Annotated in this window: 39 protein-coding genes; 7 read left to right on the top strand and 32 right to left on the bottom strand. The window is 46.2% G+C overall.

The features are described from left to right. Window positions 1–4: 4 nt before the first annotated feature. The 31 genes from B5P39_RS10610 to B5P39_RS10455 all read right to left on the bottom strand — a co-directional run bounded on the left by B5P39_RS10610 (window position 5) and on the right by B5P39_RS10455 (window position 17,655). Complete coding sequence (locus B5P39_RS10610) at window positions 5–859, bottom strand: head maturation protease, ClpP-related (RefSeq protein ID WP_088211496.1); 855 nt, start codon at window positions 857–859, stop codon at window positions 5–7. Window positions 860–868: 9 nt separating this feature from the next. Next, window positions 869–2,167, bottom strand: coding sequence for a phage portal protein (locus B5P39_RS10605; protein ID WP_088211495.1), 1,299 nt, complete (start codon window positions 2,165–2,167; stop codon window positions 869–871). After that, window positions 2,164–2,325, bottom strand: coding sequence for a hypothetical protein (locus B5P39_RS10600; RefSeq protein ID WP_011072870.1), 162 nt, complete (start codon window positions 2,323–2,325; stop codon window positions 2,164–2,166). Before B5P39_RS10600 ends, B5P39_RS10605 begins: the two co-directional genes overlap by 4 nt. After that, window positions 2,325–4,070 (bottom strand): terminase large subunit, encoded by a 1,746-nt coding sequence (locus B5P39_RS10595; RefSeq protein ID WP_217895741.1) that lies wholly within the window; start codon window positions 4,068–4,070, stop codon window positions 2,325–2,327. Before B5P39_RS10595 ends, B5P39_RS10600 begins: the two co-directional genes overlap by 1 nt. After that, window positions 4,027–4,539 (bottom strand): phage terminase small subunit P27 family, encoded by a 513-nt coding sequence (locus B5P39_RS24675; protein WP_140906804.1) that lies wholly within the window; start codon window positions 4,537–4,539, stop codon window positions 4,027–4,029. Before B5P39_RS24675 ends, B5P39_RS10595 begins: the two co-directional genes overlap by 44 nt. 11 nt (window positions 4,540–4,550) lie before the next feature. After that, window positions 4,551–4,880 (bottom strand): HNH endonuclease, encoded by a 330-nt coding sequence (locus B5P39_RS10590; protein ID WP_088211494.1) that lies wholly within the window; start codon window positions 4,878–4,880, stop codon window positions 4,551–4,553. Continuing rightward, on the bottom strand, window positions 4,877–5,236 hold the full coding sequence (locus B5P39_RS10585) for a hypothetical protein (protein WP_088211493.1): 360 nt from the start codon (window positions 5,234–5,236) through the stop codon (window positions 4,877–4,879). Before B5P39_RS10585 ends, B5P39_RS10590 begins: the two co-directional genes overlap by 4 nt. After that, a complete protein-coding gene (locus B5P39_RS10580) occupies window positions 5,229–5,498 on the bottom strand; it encodes an HP1 family phage holin (protein WP_088211492.1) in 270 nt (89 codons plus the stop codon). Before B5P39_RS10580 ends, B5P39_RS10585 begins: the two co-directional genes overlap by 8 nt. A gap of 13 nt (window positions 5,499–5,511) precedes the next feature. Beyond that, window positions 5,512–5,760: an Rz1-like lysis system protein LysC gene (gene lysC / locus B5P39_RS25165; protein WP_217895740.1), complete on the bottom strand. Its 249-nt coding sequence runs from the start codon at window positions 5,758–5,760 to the stop codon at window positions 5,512–5,514. Between the two features lie 532 nt (window positions 5,761–6,292). Next, a complete protein-coding gene (locus B5P39_RS10570; RefSeq protein ID WP_088211490.1) occupies window positions 6,293–6,805 on the bottom strand; it encodes a glycoside hydrolase family protein in 513 nt (170 codons plus the stop codon). 3 nt (window positions 6,806–6,808) lie between these two features. Continuing rightward, window positions 6,809–7,072 (bottom strand): hypothetical protein, encoded by a 264-nt coding sequence (locus tag B5P39_RS10565; RefSeq protein WP_088211489.1) that lies wholly within the window; start codon window positions 7,070–7,072, stop codon window positions 6,809–6,811. A gap of 182 nt (window positions 7,073–7,254) precedes the next feature. Then, entirely contained in the window at window positions 7,255–7,524 is a 270-nt protein-coding gene (locus tag B5P39_RS10560; protein WP_088211488.1) for a hypothetical protein, read from the bottom strand. A 28-nt stretch (window positions 7,525–7,552) separates the two neighbouring features. Beyond that, window positions 7,553–7,888 (bottom strand): hypothetical protein, encoded by a 336-nt coding sequence (locus B5P39_RS10555; RefSeq protein WP_088211487.1) that lies wholly within the window; start codon window positions 7,886–7,888, stop codon window positions 7,553–7,555. Between the two features lie 25 nt (window positions 7,889–7,913). Further along, window positions 7,914–8,237, bottom strand: a complete 324-nt coding sequence (locus tag B5P39_RS10550; RefSeq protein ID WP_088211486.1) for a DUF4406 domain-containing protein — start codon at window positions 8,235–8,237, stop codon at window positions 7,914–7,916. 243 nt (window positions 8,238–8,480) lie between these two features. After that, entirely contained in the window at window positions 8,481–9,353 is an 873-nt protein-coding gene (orn, locus tag B5P39_RS10540) for an oligoribonuclease (protein WP_254915763.1), read from the bottom strand. After that, window positions 9,353–9,553: a hypothetical protein gene (locus B5P39_RS10535; RefSeq protein ID WP_088211484.1), complete on the bottom strand. Its 201-nt coding sequence runs from the start codon at window positions 9,551–9,553 to the stop codon at window positions 9,353–9,355. Before B5P39_RS10535 ends, orn begins: the two co-directional genes overlap by 1 nt. Next, window positions 9,546–9,767 carry a hypothetical protein gene (locus B5P39_RS10530; protein ID WP_088211483.1) on the bottom strand — a complete coding sequence of 74 codons (222 nt, stop codon included), beginning with the start codon at window positions 9,765–9,767 and terminating at the stop codon, window positions 9,546–9,548. The genes B5P39_RS10535 and B5P39_RS10530 overlap by 8 nt, the downstream gene beginning before the upstream one ends. Window positions 9,768–9,772: 5 nt before the next feature. Next, the gene (locus B5P39_RS10525; RefSeq protein ID WP_088211482.1) at window positions 9,773–10,021 is read right to left on the bottom strand and encodes a hypothetical protein; all 249 of its coding nucleotides are present in this window, start codon (window positions 10,019–10,021) and stop codon (window positions 9,773–9,775) included. 107 nt (window positions 10,022–10,128) lie between these two features. Then, the gene (locus B5P39_RS10520) at window positions 10,129–11,328 is read right to left on the bottom strand and encodes a tyrosine-type recombinase/integrase (protein ID WP_088211481.1); all 1,200 of its coding nucleotides are present in this window, start codon (window positions 11,326–11,328) and stop codon (window positions 10,129–10,131) included. Continuing rightward, a complete protein-coding gene (locus B5P39_RS10515; RefSeq protein ID WP_088211480.1) occupies window positions 11,328–11,927 on the bottom strand; it encodes a hypothetical protein in 600 nt (199 codons plus the stop codon). The genes B5P39_RS10520 and B5P39_RS10515 overlap by 1 nt, the downstream gene beginning before the upstream one ends. Before the next feature lie 264 nt (window positions 11,928–12,191). Beyond that, a complete protein-coding gene (locus B5P39_RS10505) occupies window positions 12,192–12,449 on the bottom strand; it encodes a hypothetical protein (RefSeq protein WP_088211478.1) in 258 nt (85 codons plus the stop codon). Further along, window positions 12,449–13,015: a TIGR02642 family protein gene (locus B5P39_RS10500; protein WP_088211477.1), complete on the bottom strand. Its 567-nt coding sequence runs from the start codon at window positions 13,013–13,015 to the stop codon at window positions 12,449–12,451. Before B5P39_RS10500 ends, B5P39_RS10505 begins: the two co-directional genes overlap by 1 nt. After that, entirely contained in the window at window positions 13,016–13,600 is a 585-nt protein-coding gene (locus B5P39_RS10495; RefSeq protein ID WP_088211476.1) for a hypothetical protein, read from the bottom strand. After that, on the bottom strand, window positions 13,591–14,037 hold the full coding sequence (locus B5P39_RS10490) for a hypothetical protein (protein ID WP_254915762.1): 447 nt from the start codon (window positions 14,035–14,037) through the stop codon (window positions 13,591–13,593). Before B5P39_RS10490 ends, B5P39_RS10495 begins: the two co-directional genes overlap by 10 nt. An 80-nt stretch (window positions 14,038–14,117) precedes the next feature. Further along, window positions 14,118–14,510, bottom strand: a complete 393-nt coding sequence (locus tag B5P39_RS10485) for a hypothetical protein (protein WP_088211474.1) — start codon at window positions 14,508–14,510, stop codon at window positions 14,118–14,120. Next, window positions 14,494–15,054: a replication protein P gene (locus B5P39_RS10480; protein WP_088211473.1), complete on the bottom strand. Its 561-nt coding sequence runs from the start codon at window positions 15,052–15,054 to the stop codon at window positions 14,494–14,496. The genes B5P39_RS10485 and B5P39_RS10480 overlap by 17 nt, the downstream gene beginning before the upstream one ends. Then, window positions 15,026–16,096 (bottom strand): replication protein, encoded by a 1,071-nt coding sequence (locus B5P39_RS10475; protein WP_088211472.1) that lies wholly within the window; start codon window positions 16,094–16,096, stop codon window positions 15,026–15,028. Before B5P39_RS10475 ends, B5P39_RS10480 begins: the two co-directional genes overlap by 29 nt. A 56-nt stretch (window positions 16,097–16,152) precedes the next feature. After that, window positions 16,153–16,626, bottom strand: a complete 474-nt coding sequence (locus B5P39_RS24915) for a hypothetical protein (RefSeq protein WP_254915761.1) — start codon at window positions 16,624–16,626, stop codon at window positions 16,153–16,155. Beyond that, window positions 16,626–16,820 carry a hypothetical protein gene (locus B5P39_RS10465; RefSeq protein ID WP_088211471.1) on the bottom strand — a complete coding sequence of 65 codons (195 nt, stop codon included), beginning with the start codon at window positions 16,818–16,820 and terminating at the stop codon, window positions 16,626–16,628. The genes B5P39_RS24915 and B5P39_RS10465 overlap by 1 nt, the downstream gene beginning before the upstream one ends. Beyond that, entirely contained in the window at window positions 16,813–17,382 is a 570-nt protein-coding gene (locus tag B5P39_RS10460) for a phage regulatory CII family protein (protein WP_254915760.1), read from the bottom strand. The genes B5P39_RS10465 and B5P39_RS10460 overlap by 8 nt, the downstream gene beginning before the upstream one ends. 27 nt (window positions 17,383–17,409) lie before the next feature. Further along, window positions 17,410–17,655, bottom strand: a complete 246-nt coding sequence (locus tag B5P39_RS10455; protein ID WP_254915759.1) for a helix-turn-helix transcriptional regulator — start codon at window positions 17,653–17,655, stop codon at window positions 17,410–17,412. 110 nt (window positions 17,656–17,765) lie between these two features. Between B5P39_RS10455 and B5P39_RS10450 the strand changes: the two genes are divergently transcribed. From B5P39_RS10450 to B5P39_RS10435, 4 genes are all read left to right on the top strand, one after another. After that, the gene (locus B5P39_RS10450; protein ID WP_088211470.1) at window positions 17,766–18,569 is read left to right on the top strand and encodes an XRE family transcriptional regulator; all 804 of its coding nucleotides are present in this window, start codon (window positions 17,766–17,768) and stop codon (window positions 18,567–18,569) included. Window positions 18,570–18,589: 20 nt separating this feature from the next. Then, window positions 18,590–19,012 (top strand): hypothetical protein, encoded by a 423-nt coding sequence (locus B5P39_RS10445; RefSeq protein ID WP_088211469.1) that lies wholly within the window; start codon window positions 18,590–18,592, stop codon window positions 19,010–19,012. A gap of 22 nt (window positions 19,013–19,034) precedes the next feature. Further along, window positions 19,035–19,340 carry a hypothetical protein gene (locus B5P39_RS10440; RefSeq protein WP_088211468.1) on the top strand — a complete coding sequence of 102 codons (306 nt, stop codon included), beginning with the start codon at window positions 19,035–19,037 and terminating at the stop codon, window positions 19,338–19,340. A 395-nt stretch (window positions 19,341–19,735) separates the two neighbouring features. Then, window positions 19,736–20,197 (top strand): hypothetical protein, encoded by a 462-nt coding sequence (locus B5P39_RS10435; protein WP_088211467.1) that lies wholly within the window; start codon window positions 19,736–19,738, stop codon window positions 20,195–20,197. Window positions 20,198–20,306: 109 nt separating this feature from the next. Here the strand turns inward: B5P39_RS10435 and B5P39_RS10430 are convergent, their stop codons facing one another. Beyond that, window positions 20,307–20,603: a hypothetical protein gene (locus B5P39_RS10430; RefSeq protein ID WP_088211466.1), complete on the bottom strand. Its 297-nt coding sequence runs from the start codon at window positions 20,601–20,603 to the stop codon at window positions 20,307–20,309. A 360-nt stretch (window positions 20,604–20,963) separates the two neighbouring features. Here B5P39_RS10430 and B5P39_RS10420 point away from each other — a divergent pair, with 360 nt between their 5' ends. Genes B5P39_RS10420 through B5P39_RS10410 form a run of 3 tightly spaced genes read left to right on the top strand, consistent with a single transcriptional unit; the run spans window position 20,964 to window position 22,454 of the window. Beyond that, window positions 20,964–21,386, top strand: coding sequence for a hypothetical protein (locus B5P39_RS10420; RefSeq protein ID WP_088211464.1), 423 nt, complete (start codon window positions 20,964–20,966; stop codon window positions 21,384–21,386). Then, window positions 21,379–21,657 carry a hypothetical protein gene (locus B5P39_RS10415; RefSeq protein ID WP_088211463.1) on the top strand — a complete coding sequence of 93 codons (279 nt, stop codon included), beginning with the start codon at window positions 21,379–21,381 and terminating at the stop codon, window positions 21,655–21,657. The genes B5P39_RS10420 and B5P39_RS10415 overlap by 8 nt, the downstream gene beginning before the upstream one ends. A gap of 59 nt (window positions 21,658–21,716) precedes the next feature. After that, window positions 21,717–22,454, top strand: a complete 738-nt coding sequence (locus B5P39_RS10410; RefSeq protein ID WP_088211462.1) for a hypothetical protein — start codon at window positions 21,717–21,719, stop codon at window positions 22,452–22,454. Window positions 22,455–22,567 lie beyond the last annotated feature (113 nt).

Genomic DNA, 22,567 nt, shown 5'->3' with positions numbered 1-22,567 from the left:
CCAGTTATTTAGATAAAATGATTTTTGATGCGTTGATTAACGCGGTTAGATCGGGGGCGACAGCGTTTTGCGTATCGGACACATCAGCATTTAGCGTGATGCCGCCAGCAGCGCTCGGCGTGCTGGACTTTAAATCTTGAAGTAGTTGACGGCGTTCGCTGCGTGGTACGCCAGCCTTTGCCATGGCCGCATCCACTTTACGCAGTGAGTTAGCGTTAGTGTTTTCGGTGGCTTCACCAATTTCATCGGCTGATAAAGTGTCAGCAGCAAAGCCAAGCTCTACGGCTTTTTTGCCACGGATAAAGGTTTCTTCATCCATCATGGTGGCAATGGATTTTTCGCTCTGTCCACTGCCTTCAACATACAAATCGACCATGGCAGAATCGAATTCTTCCATATCGTCGGCGATGTTACGTAGGGCGTGGCGATTACCGATGGCAAATACCCAGCAGTTGTGGATCATCAGAAAGGCAGAGCTAGCAACAAATCGCGCATCATCCTCGCCAGCCATATAAATGACTGAGGCAGCAGAGGCTGCAAGGCCAAGTACTTTAGTGGTGACTTTGCCTTTGTGTTCGCGCAGACGGTTATAGATAGCGATACCTTCGAACATATCTCCGCCTGGGGAATTGATATAAACGGTGACGTCTTTTTCATTACCTATGCTGCGTAAAGCTGCATCGATGCGCTTTAGCGTGACGCCTTCGCCGTACCAATCTTCGCCAATGATGCCGTAAACAGTAATGGTTGATTCGGTGTTTTCTACCGCGGCTTTAATCGCTGGGTTCCACAGCTCTTGCGCGCGCGGAGAAATATCGCAGCGCACTCCGCTCTGCGAGAAGCTTTTTGGAAAAGGCATGGTTTACCCCTAGTTATCTTGATTGAGCCAGTTGTTTAGTACGGCTTGGACTTTTGCAGATTCTGATTGAGCACCCAGCTGATCAATGGGGGCTAAGTTGGTTTGAACGGTTAAGACATCGGCATTACCACCGCGGCGCGGTAAGTTCTCTTTAACCCGGCAATCATCACGGGTGTAGATGCCGTTTTGAGTCATTTTGCTGTAGAACTCTGCGCGTGAAGCACTATCGCCCCGTAGTAACGCCTCAAGGTTATATTGTGCGTACTGAGTTTGTCGCTGGGCTGGCGTAAGCAGATTAATAGAGATTGATTGCTCGATGCGGCGGATCCAAGACGATAAAGTTAAGGTGACAAAGCCGATCATCTTTTGCTCAAGCCCAGTCCCCCAATTGCTGTCTTTACCGCCAAAGCCGATGAGTGACGGATCCACCAAAAACCAGCGGCAAATCTCTTCTACACTGTAGTTTCGTGACTCGAGTAACTGTGCATCAATTGGGTTAATGCCGATTAACTCAGGGGTAATGCCTTGCTCAAGCACAGGCGATCTGCCTGCATTCATTGCGCCAGTAATCGTTTTTACATACTCACGAAATTCTGCGCGTTGCTCTTTATTCATTACGCGATCAACTTTAAAAGCGACCGTTTTTGTCATGCCGTTTTTAAAGGTACTTGCACTCACATCTTCGGCCGACATTGCACCACCAAATACATTGGCACCGTAAGATATGGTGGATAAACCAATCAACCCATCCAACGAAAATGCAGGAATGTGCATCATGTTTTGCTTTTTGATTTGACGGCGGGATCCGTTTCTTGGTGTGTACCAGTAGATCAAACTACCGCTATCATCTAAGTCGATATCCATGCGATGTGGCATAAGAAAATCGAGGGCGATAACCTCACCGGCTGAACGGTGGATCTCAATAAACGCATTTCCCTTAAGTAGCAATGATGCGAGAACCGCTTCCCAAAACTGCATGGCAGTCATATCTGCATTGGGCTTAATGCTTAATACAGTAGAAAGACTGTTTTGAACTTGGATCCGGCCACCATCACTTTGGCGCTCGTACAAGCCTAGCGGCAGCATTGCAACAGTTTCTGAAATGCGGCGTACACAGGCCCATACTGCAGCAAGCTGCATAGCAGTATTCACATTGACTGTTTTTCCGCTTTTAGACGTTGCCATCAATTGCGACCAAAAATCACCGTCTGTTAGCCTTAAGGTTTTACCCATAAAGCTGTCGAGTGACGCAAACGGCTGACTTGCTGCTTTAGCAATAACCAAAGCAAGTGAGTTTTTTTGTTTCACGCTGTCATTCCTTTACGTAAAAATGAAGCGCCTGCAAACGATAGGATCGAACCAGATAACAGCGACCAACCAAGTCCAAACAGGATATAAACACCAGCGACAGCCATTAACGAACCTGTTAGTGCCAGGAAGATGAATAGAGCAAGTGGTGTATTCATTAGTAAATTGGGTCCTTAATTGCTGCTAGCCAATCTTCGGTATCATCGACGCCATCAGACTCTAATGCCGTTCCCACTGCCATAGCTGAGGCGACTACGCCGTCGATACGACCTGTGGATTTTTTCTTGGTAAAAATTCGGTTGTCTTTGGCATCGGCCTCAAGCACGGCGCTTGCGGCGTTCCACCTTAGGCATGGATTGGTTTTGATTCTGATCTCTTTGCTGGTGATCAGCTTTTCGAATAGCTCAATTGAGCGCGGCATCCAGAGGTTTGACTCTGATGCCTTGTAATAACCTTGCCCGTGTTTAACCAACGGAATAAATACGTTTGCCTCGGCGAGTTCTGGCTCGAGGTAGTGGATCCGGTATTGGTCAAAGCCGATGCTTTTTATCTCAAACAGTGCTGACAGCTCGGCAACGCGTTCGGCCACAAAGCTGTAGTCCACTGCGTGACCGGGTGGTGCGTGTATGTATCCTTGCCTTAGCCATGACGAGTACGGCACGTTATCGGTGCGCTCGCGATCCAGTAGCGTGTCTTTGGGTGTCCAAAAGTCCACTAACAGCGTTTTTACTCGATGGAAGTAAAGCGCTAAGGCGGTTAAGTCGCGGGTACCGGATAAGTCGAGCCCGCCGTAACATTCTTCGCCGTATAGCTCGCTGATATCAAAATCATCTTCGCAATCCATCCATGTGTCGGCGGATAGCCAAGGTGAGGCACTATCTACCCACTGACAGAAGTTTAAGCGCCGAACAATGCTCTCTTTGGCTGGCATGCCCTTGGCTTGGGTGACCTGTTCACGCAGGTATTTATGCGTGAATGTGTGTCCAAGTGATGGGTTGGCCTTTTGCCAGCAACTTTCGTCATTAATCGGGTCGTCACCTTCGTCGAGCGAACAGATAAAGGCGAAGAACGAATCATCTTCTTTGGTACCCGCACAAATGGCCTTGCCGTATTCGTGGTACGAGTAACAAACGCTAGTGCGGTCGTGGCCTGAGTTGGTGATCATGAAGATCAACGCTTGCTTGCGGCCTTTGGTACCCGCACGCATCATCTCGACGACGTTGTTGTTTTTGTGTTCGTGTACTTCGTCAATCAGCGCCATGTGCGGACGAGGGCCTGATTGGCCGTTGTCGGAGCTGATTGGTCTAAAAAATGAGTTTTTAGCGAGATAGGCAAGGTTCCAAACGCTTTGCCCGGTACCCGATTTTTTTAATCTTGAGCTTAACTGCGGCGATTGGTTGACCATGGAAACCGCGTCGCGGAACAACACCATGGCCTGATCTTTTTTGGTGGCCGCTGCATAAATTTCGGCGGAGGCCTCACCATCAGCTACTAAACCGTAAAGCCCGATACCTGCAGCTAACGGGGATTTACCAGAACCTTTGCCACTTTCGACATAGCACATGCGGAAACGGCGGGTACCGTCGGCATCCTTCCAGCCAAACAGCGAGCCGACGATAAACGCTTGCCAGTCGAGCAGATTAAATGGCTTGCCTTCGTGATCACCACCACTTAAGCGCAATACTTTTGGGAAAAAGCTAATTGCGCGGTTGGCGGCGGCTAAATCCCAAGTAAGACCACGTTCGTGACCTGTTTCTAAATCTTTTAAGTGCCGCTTACAGGCGTTGCGGATATCGGGGCCAGCGAGGAACTCCCCTGATGCGACTTGTTTTGCCCAACGAGTGACGCGATCTTCTACGTTATCCGAAGAATTCGTCGATCTCGTCTTTTTTCTTGTCGCCATCAGTTACCTGTACTTTGCTACGGGCCGATGGGGTTAGCCCAAATTCTACGAGATAGGCCTTAAATCGCCTGTCGGCATCGGCCAACATTTGCACGGCTGGGTTTGCCTTCATTAGCATTTGCTCGACTTGAGTGACTTCGCGGGTATCTTCGTCAATGTTTTCGCCGATGATTTTGATGCTTTGGTACGTTCGGCCGTTTTGTTTTATTTCGTCTCTCAGGTCGAGGATTTCTGAGTAGACGTCGCACAACCGCTCAAGCGCCATGCCGTCGGCTAGCGTGAGTACGCCCATGTCTTTAAGCAGTTTTGTTAGCTTTTTCCATGCTGCTTTTGCTCTTGGGCTGAGATAAGCCGGCATTCGCGGGATCCCCGCTTCTAGCTTTGGCTCTTTTTTATTGAGCGGCCGTTTGCCGGGATTGCCTGTAACGAGCTTGAGCGCGGTTGGCGTGGTTTTTCGTCCTACTGCCACGTTTTACCTCACTACTTGTTCCAATGGTGATTTGGGTCTGTTGGCTTGCCGCTTTCGTCTGCGCCAAGCTTTACGCCTCTGCTCTCCATTATTTTTTTGGTGCTATCGTGGCAAGGCTTGCACAGCGGTTGCCAGTTGTTGGTATCCCAAAATAGGGCTTGGTCGCCTTTGTGCGGCGTTTTGTGGTCCACTACTGTTGCGGCGGTGATAATGCCTTTTTGCTCGCAGAAGCAGCACAGCGGATTGCGCTTTAAGAAGGTTTCACGGGCTTTTTGCCAGCGTCCACCGTAACCGCGTTCGGCGGTTTTGCGTTTGTCATCGCGCCAGCTTGGTTGGCTCATAGTTCATGCGAGCCATCTAAATAGCCTGATGTTTTTTGTTCTTCGTCCTCTACAGCCATCAGCTGATCAACGATCTCAATATTACTGTTTACCAGCTGGCTAATCGCTGTAGTTTGGGCGGTAATGGCTGCTGTTAGCGCTTGCATCGACTCAATTAAATCGTCTTGCTTACTTTGCTTAATAACTGGCGGCTTGGTTTTACCCTGAAATGTTGGGTATGCGGCGTTTATTGCAGTTACTTCAACCCAATCAGCAGGAACCAGTGGTACTAATTTTGTTTGACCATTGCCAATATCAGACTCGACAGCAGGCACAGAAACGATGGCGCCATTGAAGATAACCACGACTTTATTCATTGCTATCGTCCATATTGATTACGTTTAGGTTGCCAGCTTTGATCGCGGCCATTCTGGCAAGATGAAATTCCTTGTCCTGCTTACGCTTCTCTTGTGTTCGACGATATTGAACAAGGAAAAGTGCGACTGTTGATGCGATACCAAGCAACAACGCAATATTGTTGAGTGACAAAAAGCCGCCTATTGCTGTTGAGATTGAAGCGACATAGCTTCCAGTTGTCGTTGCTTTATCCATAATTGGCGCCAAAGGTTTGATATTCATTGTTAGCCTCCGATCACTCGGCAGACAGTTTCGACTTTTGCTCGTTAATCCAATTCTCTAGTGACAACCAATCGAGGTCGCACAGAGAAATGACGTTCATCAACGAGTTGGTGTATTCAGAAAGATCTTGGTTTTTCTTGCTGGAATACGGCGGAACGATACACTGGCTGATCAGTTCCTTGGGCGGAAAAACATACTGAATCTTGGTTACGGTAACGGTTCGCACATCTGGCGGACTGCTCGAGCACGCGGTTAACAGCATCAGGGATACTAGTAGCACCCCAAGATAGCGTTTTTTCATCGCTGGACCTTTCGAATACCTGAGTTAACTCTTTGGTGGATTGCTCGAACTCGCGCTTAATCTCATTCCGAGACCTTTCACGATCGCTCAAGGCCTTTGCCAGCAATGCAAGATTGCCGAGCAAGGTTTGTTTATCTTTTTCTGCAGTTTCGAGTGATGAAGTCACCGAGGATAAATTTTTTTGCAGCTCAGAACGGGCTAGTTCCGATTTATCCAAATTTGCATTTAATAGCGCGATTTGCCCCTTATTGATCACAAAAAAGGCCGTGAATACGCCTATCAAAACAATCAGCAAAACGATAAGTAAGGCAATGATTTTACTAGATAATGTTGAAAGCATTTTTATTGCCTAAATTTGCCAGAAAAAAAGGTCTCATTTCGCGGTTTTGCATAAAAAGGGAGGCGCACGGTCAGTTAGGCAAAAGCCATGAAGTTTTGACCCGCCCCACCCACCAAAGCACAAATGCATTATTTATCAGAGACTTACATTAACTCACTTGAGAGCATCGAGGCAGTCGCGGTGCCGCTGCTGCGCCCGCAGCCACACGCCATAGCAGCGCTTGTTGCCAGGCGTTGAGCAGTCATAGCCATCTACGGTGCGATACTCTGGCAGCAGCAGTGCATCACATGATTGTTGGTATTCACCTTGGATAAGATGGCCACGCATCGGAGAGGCTAACCAACGGCCAATGCCGTATTGATACGTCCAATCGATGTATAAATCGTAAGATGCTTGATTAAGCTCTACGTTAGGCAGGCTTGCTCGAAAGCGTTGCTCATCCTTATCGATATGAGCCTTTGCGGTTTTAAGTGCGTTAATTGGGGTAGTGGTTTCGCCTAGCTTTACTGGCCGTCCATCTGCGTGATAAGTGGAACCAAATCCTAGTGTAGGGCGATCACCTTTAACAGGGATCTCGGCAACTGGCGAGAAGCCCTCAGATGAAACCAAGGTGATCAGTGCAGCAGCTGATAAGCTCAGGCCTGTGACTAATACCTTATTGCGCATGATTTACTTACCAATCCGTGGAGAACCTAGAGGACCTGTATCTGGTGCTTTAGCGGCCATGAGTTTAAAGCTTTCTACCTGTAACGCTTCAGCTTCTGATAATAGTTTGATGATTTGAAGATTATTTGACTTAACTTTCTCTGCTAATTCGCTTGTATCATGTGCAACACGTGCCGTCTTTTCAGCGACTTCTTCTTGCAATTGTTTAAGCAGCAACTCTAGCTTGAATCCATTTGGATTAGTAACACTCATCAAAATCTTACTCATAGATGCCCCAAAACAAAAAGCCCCGGCGATGGCCGAGGCTTGAATAAACTGAAAGGTCTAGATAGCAAAAAGCCACCTATCTGGTGGCTTTAGATGCTATAACCCGCATTGTTATAGCAGGATAGTAAAACATAAGGCTTGGGTAAATCATTTTATTCGACTAACTTGTTTTCTTCTTTATCTTAAAGTAATGAATTGTTCTTCATTTCAGTATCACGATCTGTTCTAAATATAATTTCCTCAGAACTGCATGGTTCCTGAATTTCGCCTTTACTGTCAACTGGAGTGAATTCACCGATCTTATGTTTACTAACAATCCACAAATGGTAAGAATCAGAATCAAGTAATGCCATGGCCTTGCATTTATCAATAGCTTCTATTTCACTTGTTGATATGCCGAGAACGTCTTTCCAGTAAACACCTTTCTGTCTAACTAGATAAATGGTTTCCATCTAAAAACCTTATTTAATTACTTATCACTTAACTGATTTTAATTCGACCGAGCTCATCCTTAATTCCGAAATAAACGATTGAACGACCTTCATCACAACAAAAGCACCAACCTTTAAATTTGTCTCTGTTAGCATGGTTAAGTCTGACAAGAAGCTTATTTGCTGCACGCCAGTATGCCTTAAAAGGATCCTCTTTAGATGTAGGAAGCATTGTGTTAACAAGGGCGTCAATGCTGATAGCAAAAGACTCACCGACATCAACACCGAGGACGTCATTTATCAGCTTTTCAATCTGATTTTCAAAATGCACATCCACGGCAACGATATCTTCTGCGCCAATGGTGTAATTTCGTTCATTTTCCATGATTTTTAGCTCTTAAATTTCACTATCACGATACTAAACTCATACCGCGTTCAATGTCTATTACAGTTGGAACAAACACTATCTTAAGCCCTATCTTCTTGGCGTAGTAATACTCGGCGGTGGCGCCTGCAGACCTGCGCCAACCGGGCAACATCACAATCTCATTGCAAGCACGGATCATGGCGTAACAGATATCCATATACTGCGGTTCGGTTAGGCCGAACGGCAGGCCAGCAGAGTGAAGCACTACTCTGCCAGTTTCCGCTAGCTGCTCGGCCGCTTTAAAGAACGCCTGCTTATTGGCTTCGACATTGCCGCTTATTGGACCAGCGATGTAGGTGGTTATCATCAATCATCACCAGGCGGGGATTGATTAACAGTGGCGTTATCTAACGTATGCTCACGCCACGCATATTTACAGCACCGGCATGTTTTTAATAGATGCTCTTTTTTACAGATTATTTGATAGTCAAATGTCCTTGCCACATAGCGAATAAACTCACTCATCTTTCCTTGTTCTTTGCATGTACCTAAATTGGTGCCATCTTCTACAAACTGAAATTCTATCGAACTGGAGCCGCACTTCACGCATTTACACATTATCATTACCCCCAAACAGTACCTGGCGATAACACTTAAGCTCGGCGATCGACTCTCTGATATCTGCTAATGCTTCATGCTTATATTGTTTTGCTCCAATGGCCTGTTTTTCAACTTCTGGCGCCCAAGCTCTTGCAGTAAGAGCTAATGCTGAGATGTCTAACTGGCGATAATGCATAAACTCATGCAGTCGCTGGAGTTGGCACAGGATGTATGAACGGTCGAACATGATGGAGTTGCCCGCGAAGATAACCCCGTTTTTGGTTTCTCGGTTATAGGCTTCAACACCCATATTGTTCAGGTAATTGATGATCTGCCGCTCTGCCTCTGGTAGTGAGCAAGTTGATTGCCTCACTTCATCAAGCAATCCGCTCTTGGTATGGGTATCAATCGCCCATTGGTGTGATCGGTTAATCGCTTTTTCATCTTGATGAACCACAATCCTGAGCTCCTCACCAACCTGATTTAAATCGATATCAGTGACGATAAATGCCAGTTCAAAAACTGGGTAATACTCCATACCAAGCTGACCGTTATCAAGTCGGCCATTAAGGCCACCTGTTTCAATATCACCAAATAGAAAATAGGGTTTACCAACACTTCCTTTGATCTTGTGTCCTAGCTGAAACTGAAAAGAGTTTGGCTCGTTGGGGAATAATATTGGCCTCATTACTCCCTCAATAACATGGAATACCGACATCAGTAACTCCAGAGGAGCCCACTTAGTCGCCACCATAAAATCACCGTCTACGTCTCCAATCCACACAGGGATCCCGTAATAGCTCCCATGGTTGGTAAATCCCTCGGCAAGCGCCTGCTGCTCTGTCATATAACCAAGTAACGCTAATAACTTTGATAAGTTCATTACTCTTTCCCCGCCTGCTCGATTGCATCGCGTACAGCCTCAGGCCATTCACCAACTAACAGTTCGGTGCCGTCATCAAAGTGAATCTTGGTACCATTGAAGCCATTACTGCTATGTATACTAAAATGCTTGATTCTATCCAGAACAACAAAGCTGTTTTCACCATGATAGAAAGGTTTAAAAGATGCGACTTTAGCCATTCGTACTAATCTCCGAAGTTGATACCAGCTTAAAAATTTCATTAGAAATTGGGGGCACCTCCAAAAGCATTTCAGCTGGTAATACTGGTTTCCAAACAACCCAATCGCCTTTGATTGAAGCTTTTATTCCTAGAGCTTCAGCTCTTTGCAAAAATTCTTTTGCCAACTCTGCTTTTGAGGTTTTATTTGATTGCTGATATTTGACTTTACTCATTGCGGTTATCTCCATCTTTCAGCGCGATTGCGCTTGCGGTCTGATTTATTACGGCGGCTGATGGGGCAAATTTCAGCAGGCTCTTTCAAGCACTCAGGCAACGAGAACTCCACAGTCAAACAAACATCACCTTCAACTGTTATCATGATGTCTCCGTCCACCTTCGCTACGGTATTGTTTAGTTGTGGCTTCATTGAATCCCATCTAGGCAGATAAGCTCCATTGTTGCCAATTAACACCACTGTCTCACTCATTAAATATCTTCCTCTTTTGAAGATGCATAAATCGCCTTGTAAGCCATAACACACAAGGCTTTAAGCTGTTTTGCTAATATTTTCTATCTTGAAACTGTCTTGACTACTCATTTGCAAATCCTCTCTGCAAATAGCTGATGTATCGATAGCAAATGGTTATGCCATAGCTCGATAGCCTCACGCTTTTGATCAGCTAAATAGGTGTGAATATAGGCTTGGTCTAGCTTGGTCATAGAGTGGTTTAGCATCTGCTCGGCCACCATGTAATCGATACCCAAATCAGCCCAACATGAGCGAGCTAGCTTGCGTAAATCATGGGCCGTCCATTCACCACCACTCACCTGTTTAACCAAGCTATTAGCGCCACGTTCATCTAATCCTGTGTTACGGCATGGGTGCGGAAATAGGTACCCGCCTCGATAACCTGCAGCGGCTTGCATTGACTTATGCCAGCGCAATACATCGGACATCAGACCAGAGATAGGGATAGTCAGTTGAGCATGGGTTTTGGTGATATTGGCGGGGATCACTAACTTAGCATTGGGTTCGTCGTAATAGCTCCACTTAAGCAAGCGGGTTTCGCCAATGCGGGTACCGTAGGCCAACATAATAAATACCAGTAACGCAGCACTATCACTGGCGGTATCAAGGTCACTCAGCAGCTTAGGTAAATCAGTTGCTTGTAATTGCGGTGGTTTTGTCGCGATGGGCGTAGCAATAAAATCTGTAAAACTTAACGATGCCAACGGATCATCACTAATCAGCTTTAGCACCGTCGCTTGCTTAAAGGCTTTGCGCAGCACGGCGTAATACTGGCGAACACTGCCAATAGAATAACGAGCCTGCAGGGGCCAAATTAATAGCTCATCGACTTTATGATGATTGAGCTCACTCAGCATCACCTCACCTAGCACCGGCAATAAATGCTTAACGATGGTGCATTTTATATTGCGGCGGCGTTTAATCGATAAGCTGGTGTCGGATTGTGACCGGGTTAAATACCAATTCAACAAGCCGCCGCAACTTAACCAGGTATTCACCTTCACGCTTTGATCTTGGCGATGCTGAATGCTCAACGTGGGTAAATCATCAATGATTGCCTTGGCACTCACTAACGGCCAGTTAGCCACCTTTGACCAATTTGCCTTACCCTCTTTATTGGTGACTAAATACCAACTGCCACGACTGCGCGAACTGCCAAGGCGCAACCGTAGCGGATAACGTGGGTCCCTAATCTCGGTAATCGATTCATCGGCCACAGCCCGTTTAATGGCGGCATCACTTAAGGCAATACAGGCTATGGCCATCAGTCGCACCTCAGGTTAGTTCGGCAGTCAGCGTAAAAATATTCAACCGAGATCGCCTCTTTATCAGCCGCTGATAACCCCACCTTAAACAGCGCTGCAGTCAGTTTTTCAATCAACTCAAACTCAGCCAGTATCAACGCTTGCTGCAACTTAATCAGCTCGCCATTAGCCGATAAATCAACGCCAGAACCGCCGCATTTATCGCATGGGTACAGCTCGAACATCGGCTTAACTTTGCCAACACCACGGCAGATATTGCACTTTGGCAACGCATTAATCTGCTGATGGATGGCCGTTTTAGCACTCACCAAAGCCTTGTATTCAGGCGTTGATAACACCTGCTGTTTACAGTGCAAATCAAACCGTTCATTAATCGATGATTGGGTTGCCAACACTGCCATTAAGCGCTTATTCATCCGCTCCAATGGCTCAATCCGGTAATAATCAGCATTGCCAATGGGTAGGTGTCCATCAAGCTCATTAGCAATCACCCTCACCGCCGCTTCAACACCACAGGCCAGATCAACCGAGCCCATAGACTCGAGTTGCTCTGCCTCCGCTTTAAGCCGTTTAACTAAGTCGCTTACCGTTTCAATCATTGGGTTTGCCCTTTAAAAACCGTGTTTTTCGCATTCACCACCCAAATTTTATAGTTATGAATGAAAAGCAAAAATCCCAAACAAATGAAACAATTAACCAATAAAAAACACTAAAAACTTTATACTTTAAAGACTTATAAATTAATCCATTATTTTCAGCCCCGATCGTTACAACAAAACACTTAGCGGTTAGCCAAAGTGAAAATAAAAATAAACTAAGCCAAACTAAACCTAATAAAAATTGCATATATACCTCCAAAACTATTAGCGCGATTTTTCCAAATCGCTGTTATGCGCATTTATCGCTCTTACACATTCTTCAGCACTTTCAAATTGATAGACAAATTCACGGCTACGACCTTGATCATGTGAATAAAAGTGAGCAAATGCGGTTCTGCGCTCTATACGGCTTACTAATTCAATATCTTGCTTGCTCCACCGCCGAGTTGTTCTTGTTTCAAGTACTCTGCCTTGAGTCCATGCCACGTCTTTAAATTTTTCTCTGTTGTCAGGTGCTTTCATCAACCCGCTAGCCCCATTTCTTCGCCAACCATTCGCAGTACTTTTTTAGCAAAGCGTGCTGCGTCATGTTCGTGCTGATGCAGTGCATCTACACCGTCCATATACTTGTCGTAAAAATGCTGGCTAAATTGCTCTGGCGTGATCTTGGCGCCACTTAAATCACAAAACGATTTAGTCAGCTGCTCAACGGTATGTACTAACCGCCCCGTTCCGCTACAGTGCTTGCAATCATCATTGCGGTGATAGTTAAGTTTTGTTCCCTTACACTTAGGGCAAACACGGGTACCGCACACTTCATTCACGGCCAGTTTTGCCAAGGCCGAAGCGGCAGCAGGCCTAAAATCCACTTCATACTGCTTGCATAGCGCCTTAACGAGTACATCCTCGGCATCCACATCACCGCAAATTGTCGCCTCTAACACTTTCACCCCAACGGGGTACTTACCCTGTACCTGCGCAACAACACCCATAGCATCCTCCTTACTAAAAACCCCTTTACCGCCAGCCGTACCAACCGATAACCCGCGTGGAGATAGCAGCTCAAACAAGCGCTCAATTGAAATCATTTATCTGCCATCTCCTTGGTGATTAGCTGCAGCACGGGCAGCGGAATGAATAATGCTTAGTGCAATACTTGATACACGGCTTTCGGCAGCTTCAAGCGGATCTTGGCGGGACACAGTGCTCTTTGGCTTGCGTTCTGGCTGCTTGCGCAGTAATCCACGGGCACTCAGTGCATTGCCTAAGGTTTGGTTGCCAACCTTGGCTTGGCGTGATGCGGTAAGAATCGATTCACCAGCAACATACAAGGCGATCGCTTTTTCTAAATTGGCAGCACTTTCATCCGTTGAATTGCGCAGTAAATTGCGCTCTCTTAATATTTTTAAGAGGCCGACTTGTCCAAAACCCGCTTTTGTTGCTGCGTTATACGCAGATAGCTTTTCATCAACATAAAATTTGATGGCCTTTTCTAATCTTTCGCTGACTTTTTTAGGCTCCTTGCGCAATAAGCCGCGATCCTTAAGCTCTTTTGATAGTTTTTTACGGCACACAGGCGCGGCTGCAGAACTCTCTATCAGCGTCATCTTTTGGTTTACATACAACTCAACACCACGCGCCAAGCGCTCAGCAAATGGGACTTTTAACGGCATAAATCCCCCTTGCCAAATAAGGCGATTAACGCAGCATCGCGGGTATCGGCATTGCTGCGGCCAGTCCAGCCGGTGATTTTGTTAAAATACACACTGCTATCCTTAGCCTTTTTCACTGGGCCACGCAGCGGTTTAACCAAAGTCACGGTAATCCCTTTGTCCTCGAGTACTTCTTTAATTAATCTTGCCGTGGCTTTCACTTTTCCCAAGTCCTCGGCCTTGCTCATATTGATCTTAAATTCACTACCGCCTTGGCTTGGGGCATGACCAACGTAGGCAAGCAATGGGTTTTGGCCTTTGGCAGTCCGCTTTAACTTGCTGGCGAATACTGGCTTTTTGTTATCCACATCTTCGAGCAAGACTTCAATTCGAGTTCCTGTTAAGTCATTTGCCATTTTTGTTAAAACGACATAATTGATTAATTCACTGAATGTCATGCTTTTTAAGCCTTCAATTTTTCCATTTCTTACTTGCGCTACGCCGCTTTTAGTGAGATCAGGATCAATACCAATACGAATCACACCACCACCCCTCTAAACCGCTTTGACTGTCTCACTAAAAACTGATTAGCCTGTTTGCGACAAGCTGGCCCACCCAGCGCAAATAAACGCTCATACTCTATAGAAACGGAATGCTTAAACTCAGCGGGGATCACCGACATGTGCTTTACAATCTTCTCCATGTCTGACTCACCACCGCGGCAATGCCACATTTGCGGCAGTTCACGTTCGCGCAATAATCCTTGGGCCCGTAAGTCAGCGGCGCTTGTCTTAACCGGCACAAACAACACCGCATCGTTAACCGCCTCTTGCACGACTTGGATAGCTGATGAATCGATGGCCCCAGGCGCCACAATCGCGCTATAAAAATCTGGCGCATCATCGGGAAGGTGTTTAATTGCCAGAGCCATTGGCAGTCCTTAGCCCAAACTTTTGGCGCAAATCAGCGATAATCGAGCAAGCCTTTTGGTGTTCAACAGGTTTGTTTACTGGGGCGGCAAGCGCCTTAGGAATGCATGCATCAAAGCTTTCACCCTTAACTGCACGGCGGCACATCACCTCGTAATTGCGTTTAAACAACGGCCATGTTTGCTGTTCTGTGCGGTTTTGCAGCTCATACCAACCCGTTTCACGGCCAGCGGCAAACACCGCGCCATGGCTCCAATTGTGCTCACTCGGCCACCGACCATGGGAGCAACACTCGCGGTAAGCCTGCTCGGCGCTGGGTAATCCAAGTTGCTCAGGTGTAGGCGTACACATCGCCACAAACTCAGCGGGGTTAACGCTCCAAGGCGCAGTTGCAGCACGTTGTTTAAAGGCCTCAATGCCAATCATCACCTCAGCCACACTCAAGCCAGCCTCACCGATTTGCTTAACAAACTCCTGCACTACGCTGCCTAGTTCAGCGCCAAAGCGATTGCTAAAATCACGGCTGTACAGGTTCATAGTCGGCATCAATTGTGTTGCCACCACAGTGGTGATCTGCTGAATGCTCGAGCTGCTCTGCCATTTCCCGTAGTTCGCGGAAGACTCGTGCTGTGGAGTGTTCATAGCGTGCAGGGTTTGCGGTAGCAGTTGTTGTATTGGCTTCATGTGATGATCTCGCTAGCAGTTTGGCGTTTAGTTTGTCCCATTGTTTACGGAGGGTTTTTGGGCATAACACATTGCTCGCCCAAAACGAGTCGGTATTGGCAAACTTAAACAGCTTGCAGATGTCGTGGTGAGTTCGGTGGTCTTGCATGCGCATTAAACGCACTTGGTTAGCCCAGTCTGGCCAGTTAGGTTTTTTAGCCGTGGGGTTAACCATCAACACGCGGGAGTAGATAAACTCAGCACAGGTTAAATCGTCCTTAGTGCCCCAAAGCTTGCCATTGGGCGTTTGAATAGCGGCATCGGGTTTTATCTGTGTGTCGGCCATTGCGACAGCAATGTGCGACGAAGAGATCTTTTGTATTGTGTCTTTTGTAATATTGTCTTTCTTTTGTATCTCTCGGTTTCGATAATTCTGGTTATCGGTTTCGATAATCGGATTATCGGAATTGATAATTTTATTATCGGTTTTGATAATGGTTTTTTTGCATTTTTCAGCAGCAGATGACTTATCACTCCACTCTGAAATAACAGGGTTAACCCCAAGCTTACGGCCACTTTTTATTAAGATATTTCTATCGGTGAGTGACTTAATCGCAAGACAAATATTGGTCGTATAGATACCCGTCATTTCGGCTAATTGATCCAAGCAAATCCAATCAGAGGGTTTGCCAAAACCATAAGTGCGACGAATAACAGCATGCAAAACACGACTCTCACGATCGCTTAATTTCGTGCGGCACAGAGCGTCCACCAGCGTATTGGAGAGTCGTAAATAACCATCATCCAAATCTGCTTTCACCACCCCACCCCGCGTTTGCTGTTTGTGCTCAGCAACGGGCCGTAACGGCACCACATTACTGCCACCAGCGCCATGATTGACGCTATCAATTGATTCCAGTACCATTGTTTTTGCCTCTCTTGGTATTAAGCCCACAGCCGCCACAGCTCTAGTGGGCTTTCTTATTTAAACCGCACTGCACTACCCGAAAACTGATACCCAGCGTCTAACACCCTTTCAGCAATTGCCTCGGCACTCGTCGTAGGTGATGTGCGAATAACATTGGCTAATAACGCAATCTCTTGATTGCGCTCAATGCTAGCGAACTCAGACATTTGTTGATTACGTTCAATGCGAGCGAACTCCGCATCTTCTTCAGGTGTGTAGGGGATATCTGCACAAGATTTTGCGCATGAGTTATCAGTTAACTGATTTTCTGAGGGCAAACTGTTAATCATTGCTTTACGCGAAGTAGCGTGTTCCATCTCTAATGGCGTAGCTTTTCTTTTAGAAACCCAGCTACAGTCACCAGAATCTTTAAAAAAAATCAGTCCATACCATGGATCTGATTTATCAACACAAATGGCACACCAATCAGATAATTGTCCCATGGTTTCAGAAAATTTTGTAAGGCGAATCTTGGTCAATTTAGCCATCACACTCTCCAATTCGCCTTTAACCGCTCATAGTCATGGCGGCAGTCGGCGTCACAAAAATGTTGATTAGTTGAAACAGTTGCCTTGCAGTAATGGCACTTGCCAATAAAAGGCAGCGTTGGTTGGCGAACAGATAAAGCGGCCTTGATATGCGCTTCATGCTCGATTGCGGCATCATCAATAACATCACTCATTGGATGCGCTCTTTGGTAAGGCTTGCGCGAATTTAACAGTGGCAGAAGTACCAGCTTGTAATTCGATGCTAAAATCATTCGCTTTCGGCAGATCCCGCACTTGGCTACTCACTACCGCTTTAAGCGACAGCACTTCACGCACGGTTTTGGTTAGCTCACGGCTAATGCATTCAAACTCATCAGGGGTGATCACCCCATCAGCGCGGGAGTCGCGGATCTCGGCCAGCGCAATGCCCATTTGCTCGCTAATCAGCAGTAGCTGATCGCTTAGCTCTTCATCGCAGTTAACCGACTCAGGCAATTTTACAAACACCCCGCCACGGCTATGGCACCATGCCGATAAAATGCGGTCATCATCAGCTAGCTCAGTCAAATGAATCGCATCGCGCAAATACAAGTGATTGCTGTCGTTCTCAGGGTTTAATTTGTTGTACATCACCCCGGGCTGCTGGAATAAATCCTTAGCCAGCTTATCCACCCCGTAATCATGCCCAAGCGCATGGGCGGCATAGAGAGGATCGGAACATAAAAGTGACTCGCGCTTTAATGTGTTCTTAGTCATAGAGTTAGATATCCTGTCTTAAATTAACTAAGCGACTTGATTGGATTCGCCAATAGGCTCAGGGAACACATCAGCGAAAGAGCAAACAATGCCTGACTGATTGAATGCCTTGACGATTTCCCAGCAGGTAGTTAGGTCGATATTTCGAATACCAGCCTCATAGTTACCTACAGCGCCCTGAGTCTTTCCGATGGCCTTACCCAACTCTGTCTGTGAAAGACCCGCTTTTTTTCGGTATATGGAAATGTTGTTCATCTTATCTGGTCTCGACATTGAATTAATCACATTAAACACGAAACGTGTTTATAAGTAAACACAAAACGAAAAAATCAAATATCACATTACGTGATATTCTTATTCAAAATTCTTTACTGGTATTTGCGATGAACTATGACGACCCCAAAAAGAAGGTTGGCCGAAACATCAAGCGGTTGAGGTTAAAGGCTGGCATTAAAAGTCAAGCTGCCTTGGCGGAGCTTTGCGGATGGAAGTCACAATCAAGAGTAGGAAACTATGAGGCTGGTACCCGAGCAGTAAGCGCAATTGATGCTGAGACTCTGGCGAAAGTTCTCAACGTAACACCTGCTGAGATCTTGTATGGTGAAAACAATAAAGATGATGACTTTGTCAGTATGCCTATTGCTCAATACTCTGCTTCTTCAAATGAAGAAATACCAATGCCAATATTTATAGATTCAAATGCAGAGTGGCATGCTGGCTTTGAGCTATGGGATGGCGATACACCATTAAGGGATGATGAAGTGGCACTACCGTTTTACCGTGAAGTCGAATTAGCCGCAGGCAGTGGTTCTACCTTTGTGCAAGAGAACGGCGGCTGCAAACTACGCTTTGCAAAATCCACCCTTAAAAAGAGCCGAGTCGAACCGCACCACGCGGCCTGTGTTACCGTCAGCGGCAATAGCATGCTGCCAGTACTGCGTCACGGCACCACAGTAGGTATAGATACCAGTAAAAAATCGATTATCGATGGTGAGATGTACGCCATTGATCACGATGGCATGCTGCGAGTTAAAATGCTCTACCGCACCCCAGGTGGTGGCATTCGCATTAAAAGCTATAACAACGATGAATTCCCCGATGAATTTATCTCCCCAGAAAAAGCAGCCGAGATCAAAATTATCGGCTGGGTGTTCTGGTGGTCAGTGCTAAACGTTTGGAATAACTGAAAATAAGTAAAAGGATTTGTATGAGACTTATCACTGCCTCAATATTAATAGCCATGCTAACTGGCTGTGCCACCTCAGCTGTAACAATCGATAATGCTAAGCCAGCGCCAGCAGAAAGAGTGCTGCTCAGCAATACCAAAAGCACAGATGCCAAAATCACCATCATCCGAGATAGCGGCTTTATGGGTGGTGGCTGCTATGTCGATGTGTATTTAAACGATGCGCTAGCGGCCAAGTTAGATACCGCTGAAAAAGTTACCTTTAACGTAAAATCAGGTGAGTTGATCTTAGGTTCGCAACTCTCTGGAAGTGCCCTATGCGGTGGTGCCAGTATTCGCCATTTTGAAACCAGCATTAGCCAAGGTCAGCACAAACTATATCGCGTGATGACTGACCAGAACGGCAATCCACAAATCATATCTGGCGGTATTGCGCAAAACTAAAGTTGAATAACAAGGAATAATGATGATCAAGCTAGAGCTGACTGAAAAACAATTTGAGGCGTTATCGAAAAAGAAACTGGCCGACGTTGTTACCCTATGCGCCACGGTAGACAGTTTAAAGCAAACCAATCCAGCGATGGCGCCATTTTTAGATAAGTTCCTGAGCAATGAAACCATCGAAGTTATCTATAACGGCGGATCAAATGCAGGTAAGCCACGTAAGTTGATTCTGCAAAACATCAAGCCAGACGGTGCTTTTACTGCGTTTTGCATCGACTCTGACGCCAGCAAATCATTCAAGCTAGAAAAGGTCGAGCTAATCGACTAACCACCATTTATCACTCGCCTTTATAGCCACCTTCTAGGTGGCTTTTTTGTATCTTCATAAACCAAAAAATCACGAAGCGAAAAGAATCGAATCGTTTTGAACACACAAAAATAAAAATTAAACACATTTCGTGTTGACAAAATAAACACAAAGCGTGATTATCTAGCCATCGGTTAGTAATACTAATCACGCTCTTTAACAGAATGGCCCATGAACGACTAAACCCAGCCTTTGCACTAGCAGAGGCGCGGACTAGGTCACCCCAAGGTTGTTAGTGATGGGGGACGGAAATTCACTAACAAAAAAAATTGCATGCAATCAGCGGCGACCGGGTATCACCTCCCAGATAAAGGGGTGAATTTGCTGGAATGGCTTAACTGTGCGAATGACCCGCTATGCGTGCAATCGGTTTTACAGCTGCCACTTGCATGATCAAGAGTGCGAGTGGTAGCGATAAAACCAAACATCAACGTAATAACATCCATAACGAGGTCAGTATGAGCAACATGAGCGAATTAGCGATTGAAATTGAAGAAGTGAAAAACCGCCTACTAGCGACTGCAACCAACGTGGTTGAGGTCGGCACAATCCATCAGCACGATCGCCATGACTTAACTATGGCGATTGCGGCAAGCGCAGAAGCAAAAGCGTATGACGTGTCCACCCTTAACCATCTTGCCAGCGAATTAGTCGGCGTTATCCACGCTGCCACTGAGTTCACCGTCGAAATTGCAGAAGCGCTTGAGTCTGCGTTACCCGTGTTGTCAGTGCTTGGTGATGAAAAATCGCTTGAAACTGCCGAGGTAATTGAGGCGGCAGTGAAAAGTGTTAACACCAAGCAAGTTTACCCTGAGTAAGCCTATGCTGATAAAAAATAGTGCTGAATAGCAGTGATGTTCAGCACTAAATAAGGCGAGTACAACCATGAAAATTAAAGAGTGTTGGGTTTCAATATGGATAGTCCTTTTAATCGACTTTGTCGCGACGCTCGCTCACTTTATTTTTGACAGATTTGACACCTTCACCGCCTTTGGATTGAAGCCTTCTGAGCTTATTGACCTCGTTGCGATAACTGCGTACATCAGTTATTTGTTGTTTGTAATGTCTTACATCATGGTAAATAGAAAGGCACAAAATAATAAAAAACAATAAATTCAAAAAAGCTAATCCATAAATAAAAACGATTTCTTTATCGTAAATTATTGATGTTTTCAGCATCTTAGCAAAAGCAAATAACGCCACAGCAGAAATCGAAGTGTACATATATCGCCTAGATATATGACGAAGCCTGCCTTTAATTTTATTAAGCATAAGTTTATCGATTGGGTGTGTAGGAACTCCAATCGTATCACGAGGCCCAACGTGATTAAAAAACGGGCACAACGTTTAAACCCAACTATCCGGAATAACCGGATAGTTGCCCCGTTAAACTGCAGGACGCAACGCCATGACTCCCTATAAACAGAAAGCCCAACAACCTGATTTTATCGACCTAGTGCTAATGCTATTAGCCAAGTTAATCCCCTTCGATTTGCTCTAAACCGTGCCATTGCCGACAGCGCAGCACAAAACCAACCCATTCAAACAACCCTAATTCATACAATCAACCATGCGAGGTGACCTATGTCCCACCCCATCGCAGCGCATCACTGCGCCCCACTGCAACCCATAGAATCGCAACTGCTGTTACACCTCAGCATTGCTTGTCGCCTCGCTCAACTGCCAGATCTAATGCATTGCCCTACGGTGATCCAGCGTAAAAATGAACTCGAGGCCTACTTGCAAAGCCATGTTTGCAGCTACGCCTTCCGCGAGCGCTACCACGTCACCAAACTGGACGAAGCCCCGCTAAAAACCACGAAATTAAACGAAGTGGCCAACATCCAAGTCAGCCGCAGCGGCCGCGTAAAACTCACCCGCATCGCCGAGCCACCAGCAATCAATATCACGGTTAGCGATAGAACCATCAGCTGGCTCAACCGCAGCGCTCATCACACAAGCCACCACGCAAACAAGCCAATAATTAAGGCAGATAGCCATGTTTGATGCACAAGCCCACGCCACCAGCGACGCCCTAGTCGCCATGCTTGCAAATGAGCTAGAGCAAGAACGCCAAGCTAAAGGCAACACTATTGCCGCTTATTGTGATCGCTCAATAGCCGAATTAAACCAGCTGATCATCGACTACCCAGAATCGAAGAACACTTGGGAACGGCTAATTGAACGCTGGCAAGAGATAAAGCAAAAACACGGCCACAGCAGCTCACAAGACCTGCTTGATGCCCAATATGCACGATTCGCCAGCACATCAAATTAAACCTGTAAGTAATCCTTACAAGTTCATCAATTCCATCATCAGTCTAGTGAGCAATCACCATGAAAACCAAATTCAACATTCAATACCTGCCAATGCTGGCAGCGTTCGCCGCTAAAAATGATGTTCGTTACTACCTCAACGGCTTTCACGTAAAGCCACACCCTGAAAAAGGCGTAATCCTCACCGCCACCGACGGTCATTGCCTCGTCACCATCCATGATGAGGACGGCTTTAGCGATGGCGAATACATTTACCAAATCAGTAAAGACTTGGTAAAAGCCGCTAATAAAAAGCATTTGCTGCCCATACAAAACATCTTTATCAACGATGGCGTGGCCATGCTCACATCGATTTACGACATCATTGATACCTTCACCACCTTTGAAGCGTTGGGCATTGATGAACGCAAGCGAATTACTCACATTGAGTTTATTAACGCAAATATGGGTGGGCGTTACCCCAATGCAGGCAAGCTCTTTAAATCACGGCTAAGTGATGAAAACTTAAAGCCAGCATCAACGATTGGCATGAATGTTAACCTGCTAAGCCGCCTATCAAAATTGAATTACTGCAAAATTAACGGCGCGGTTTTACACCTGTCAGAAAAGAATTCGCTGATTGCAGTTATGGGCTTAAAAAAAGAAATCGTCGCCATGATTATGCCGATGACATTGGATAAATCAGAGCTAGCCCCTCCAGCTGACTTTGTTAATCACGCCGGACACCAACCAGCAGAACCAACCGCCGAAGCCGCCACGGAATCAACCTCCACCCCAGTACAAACCAGCGCCGCTTGATAGTTGCCACCATTCACGAAAGAAGGAATAGAGCATGACACAACGTATCGAATGCAGCCGCCGCACCTGCCGCTGGACGGGTAGACACTCAGAGTTAAGCAAGATCGCTGACC

Origin of the sequence: Shewanella sp. Shew256 (assembly GCF_002196695.1) — a bacterium.
Taxonomy (GTDB): Bacteria; Pseudomonadota; Gammaproteobacteria; order Enterobacterales; family Shewanellaceae; genus Shewanella; species Shewanella mangrovisoli.
This window is presented reverse-complemented; position numbering and strand designations above follow the sequence as displayed.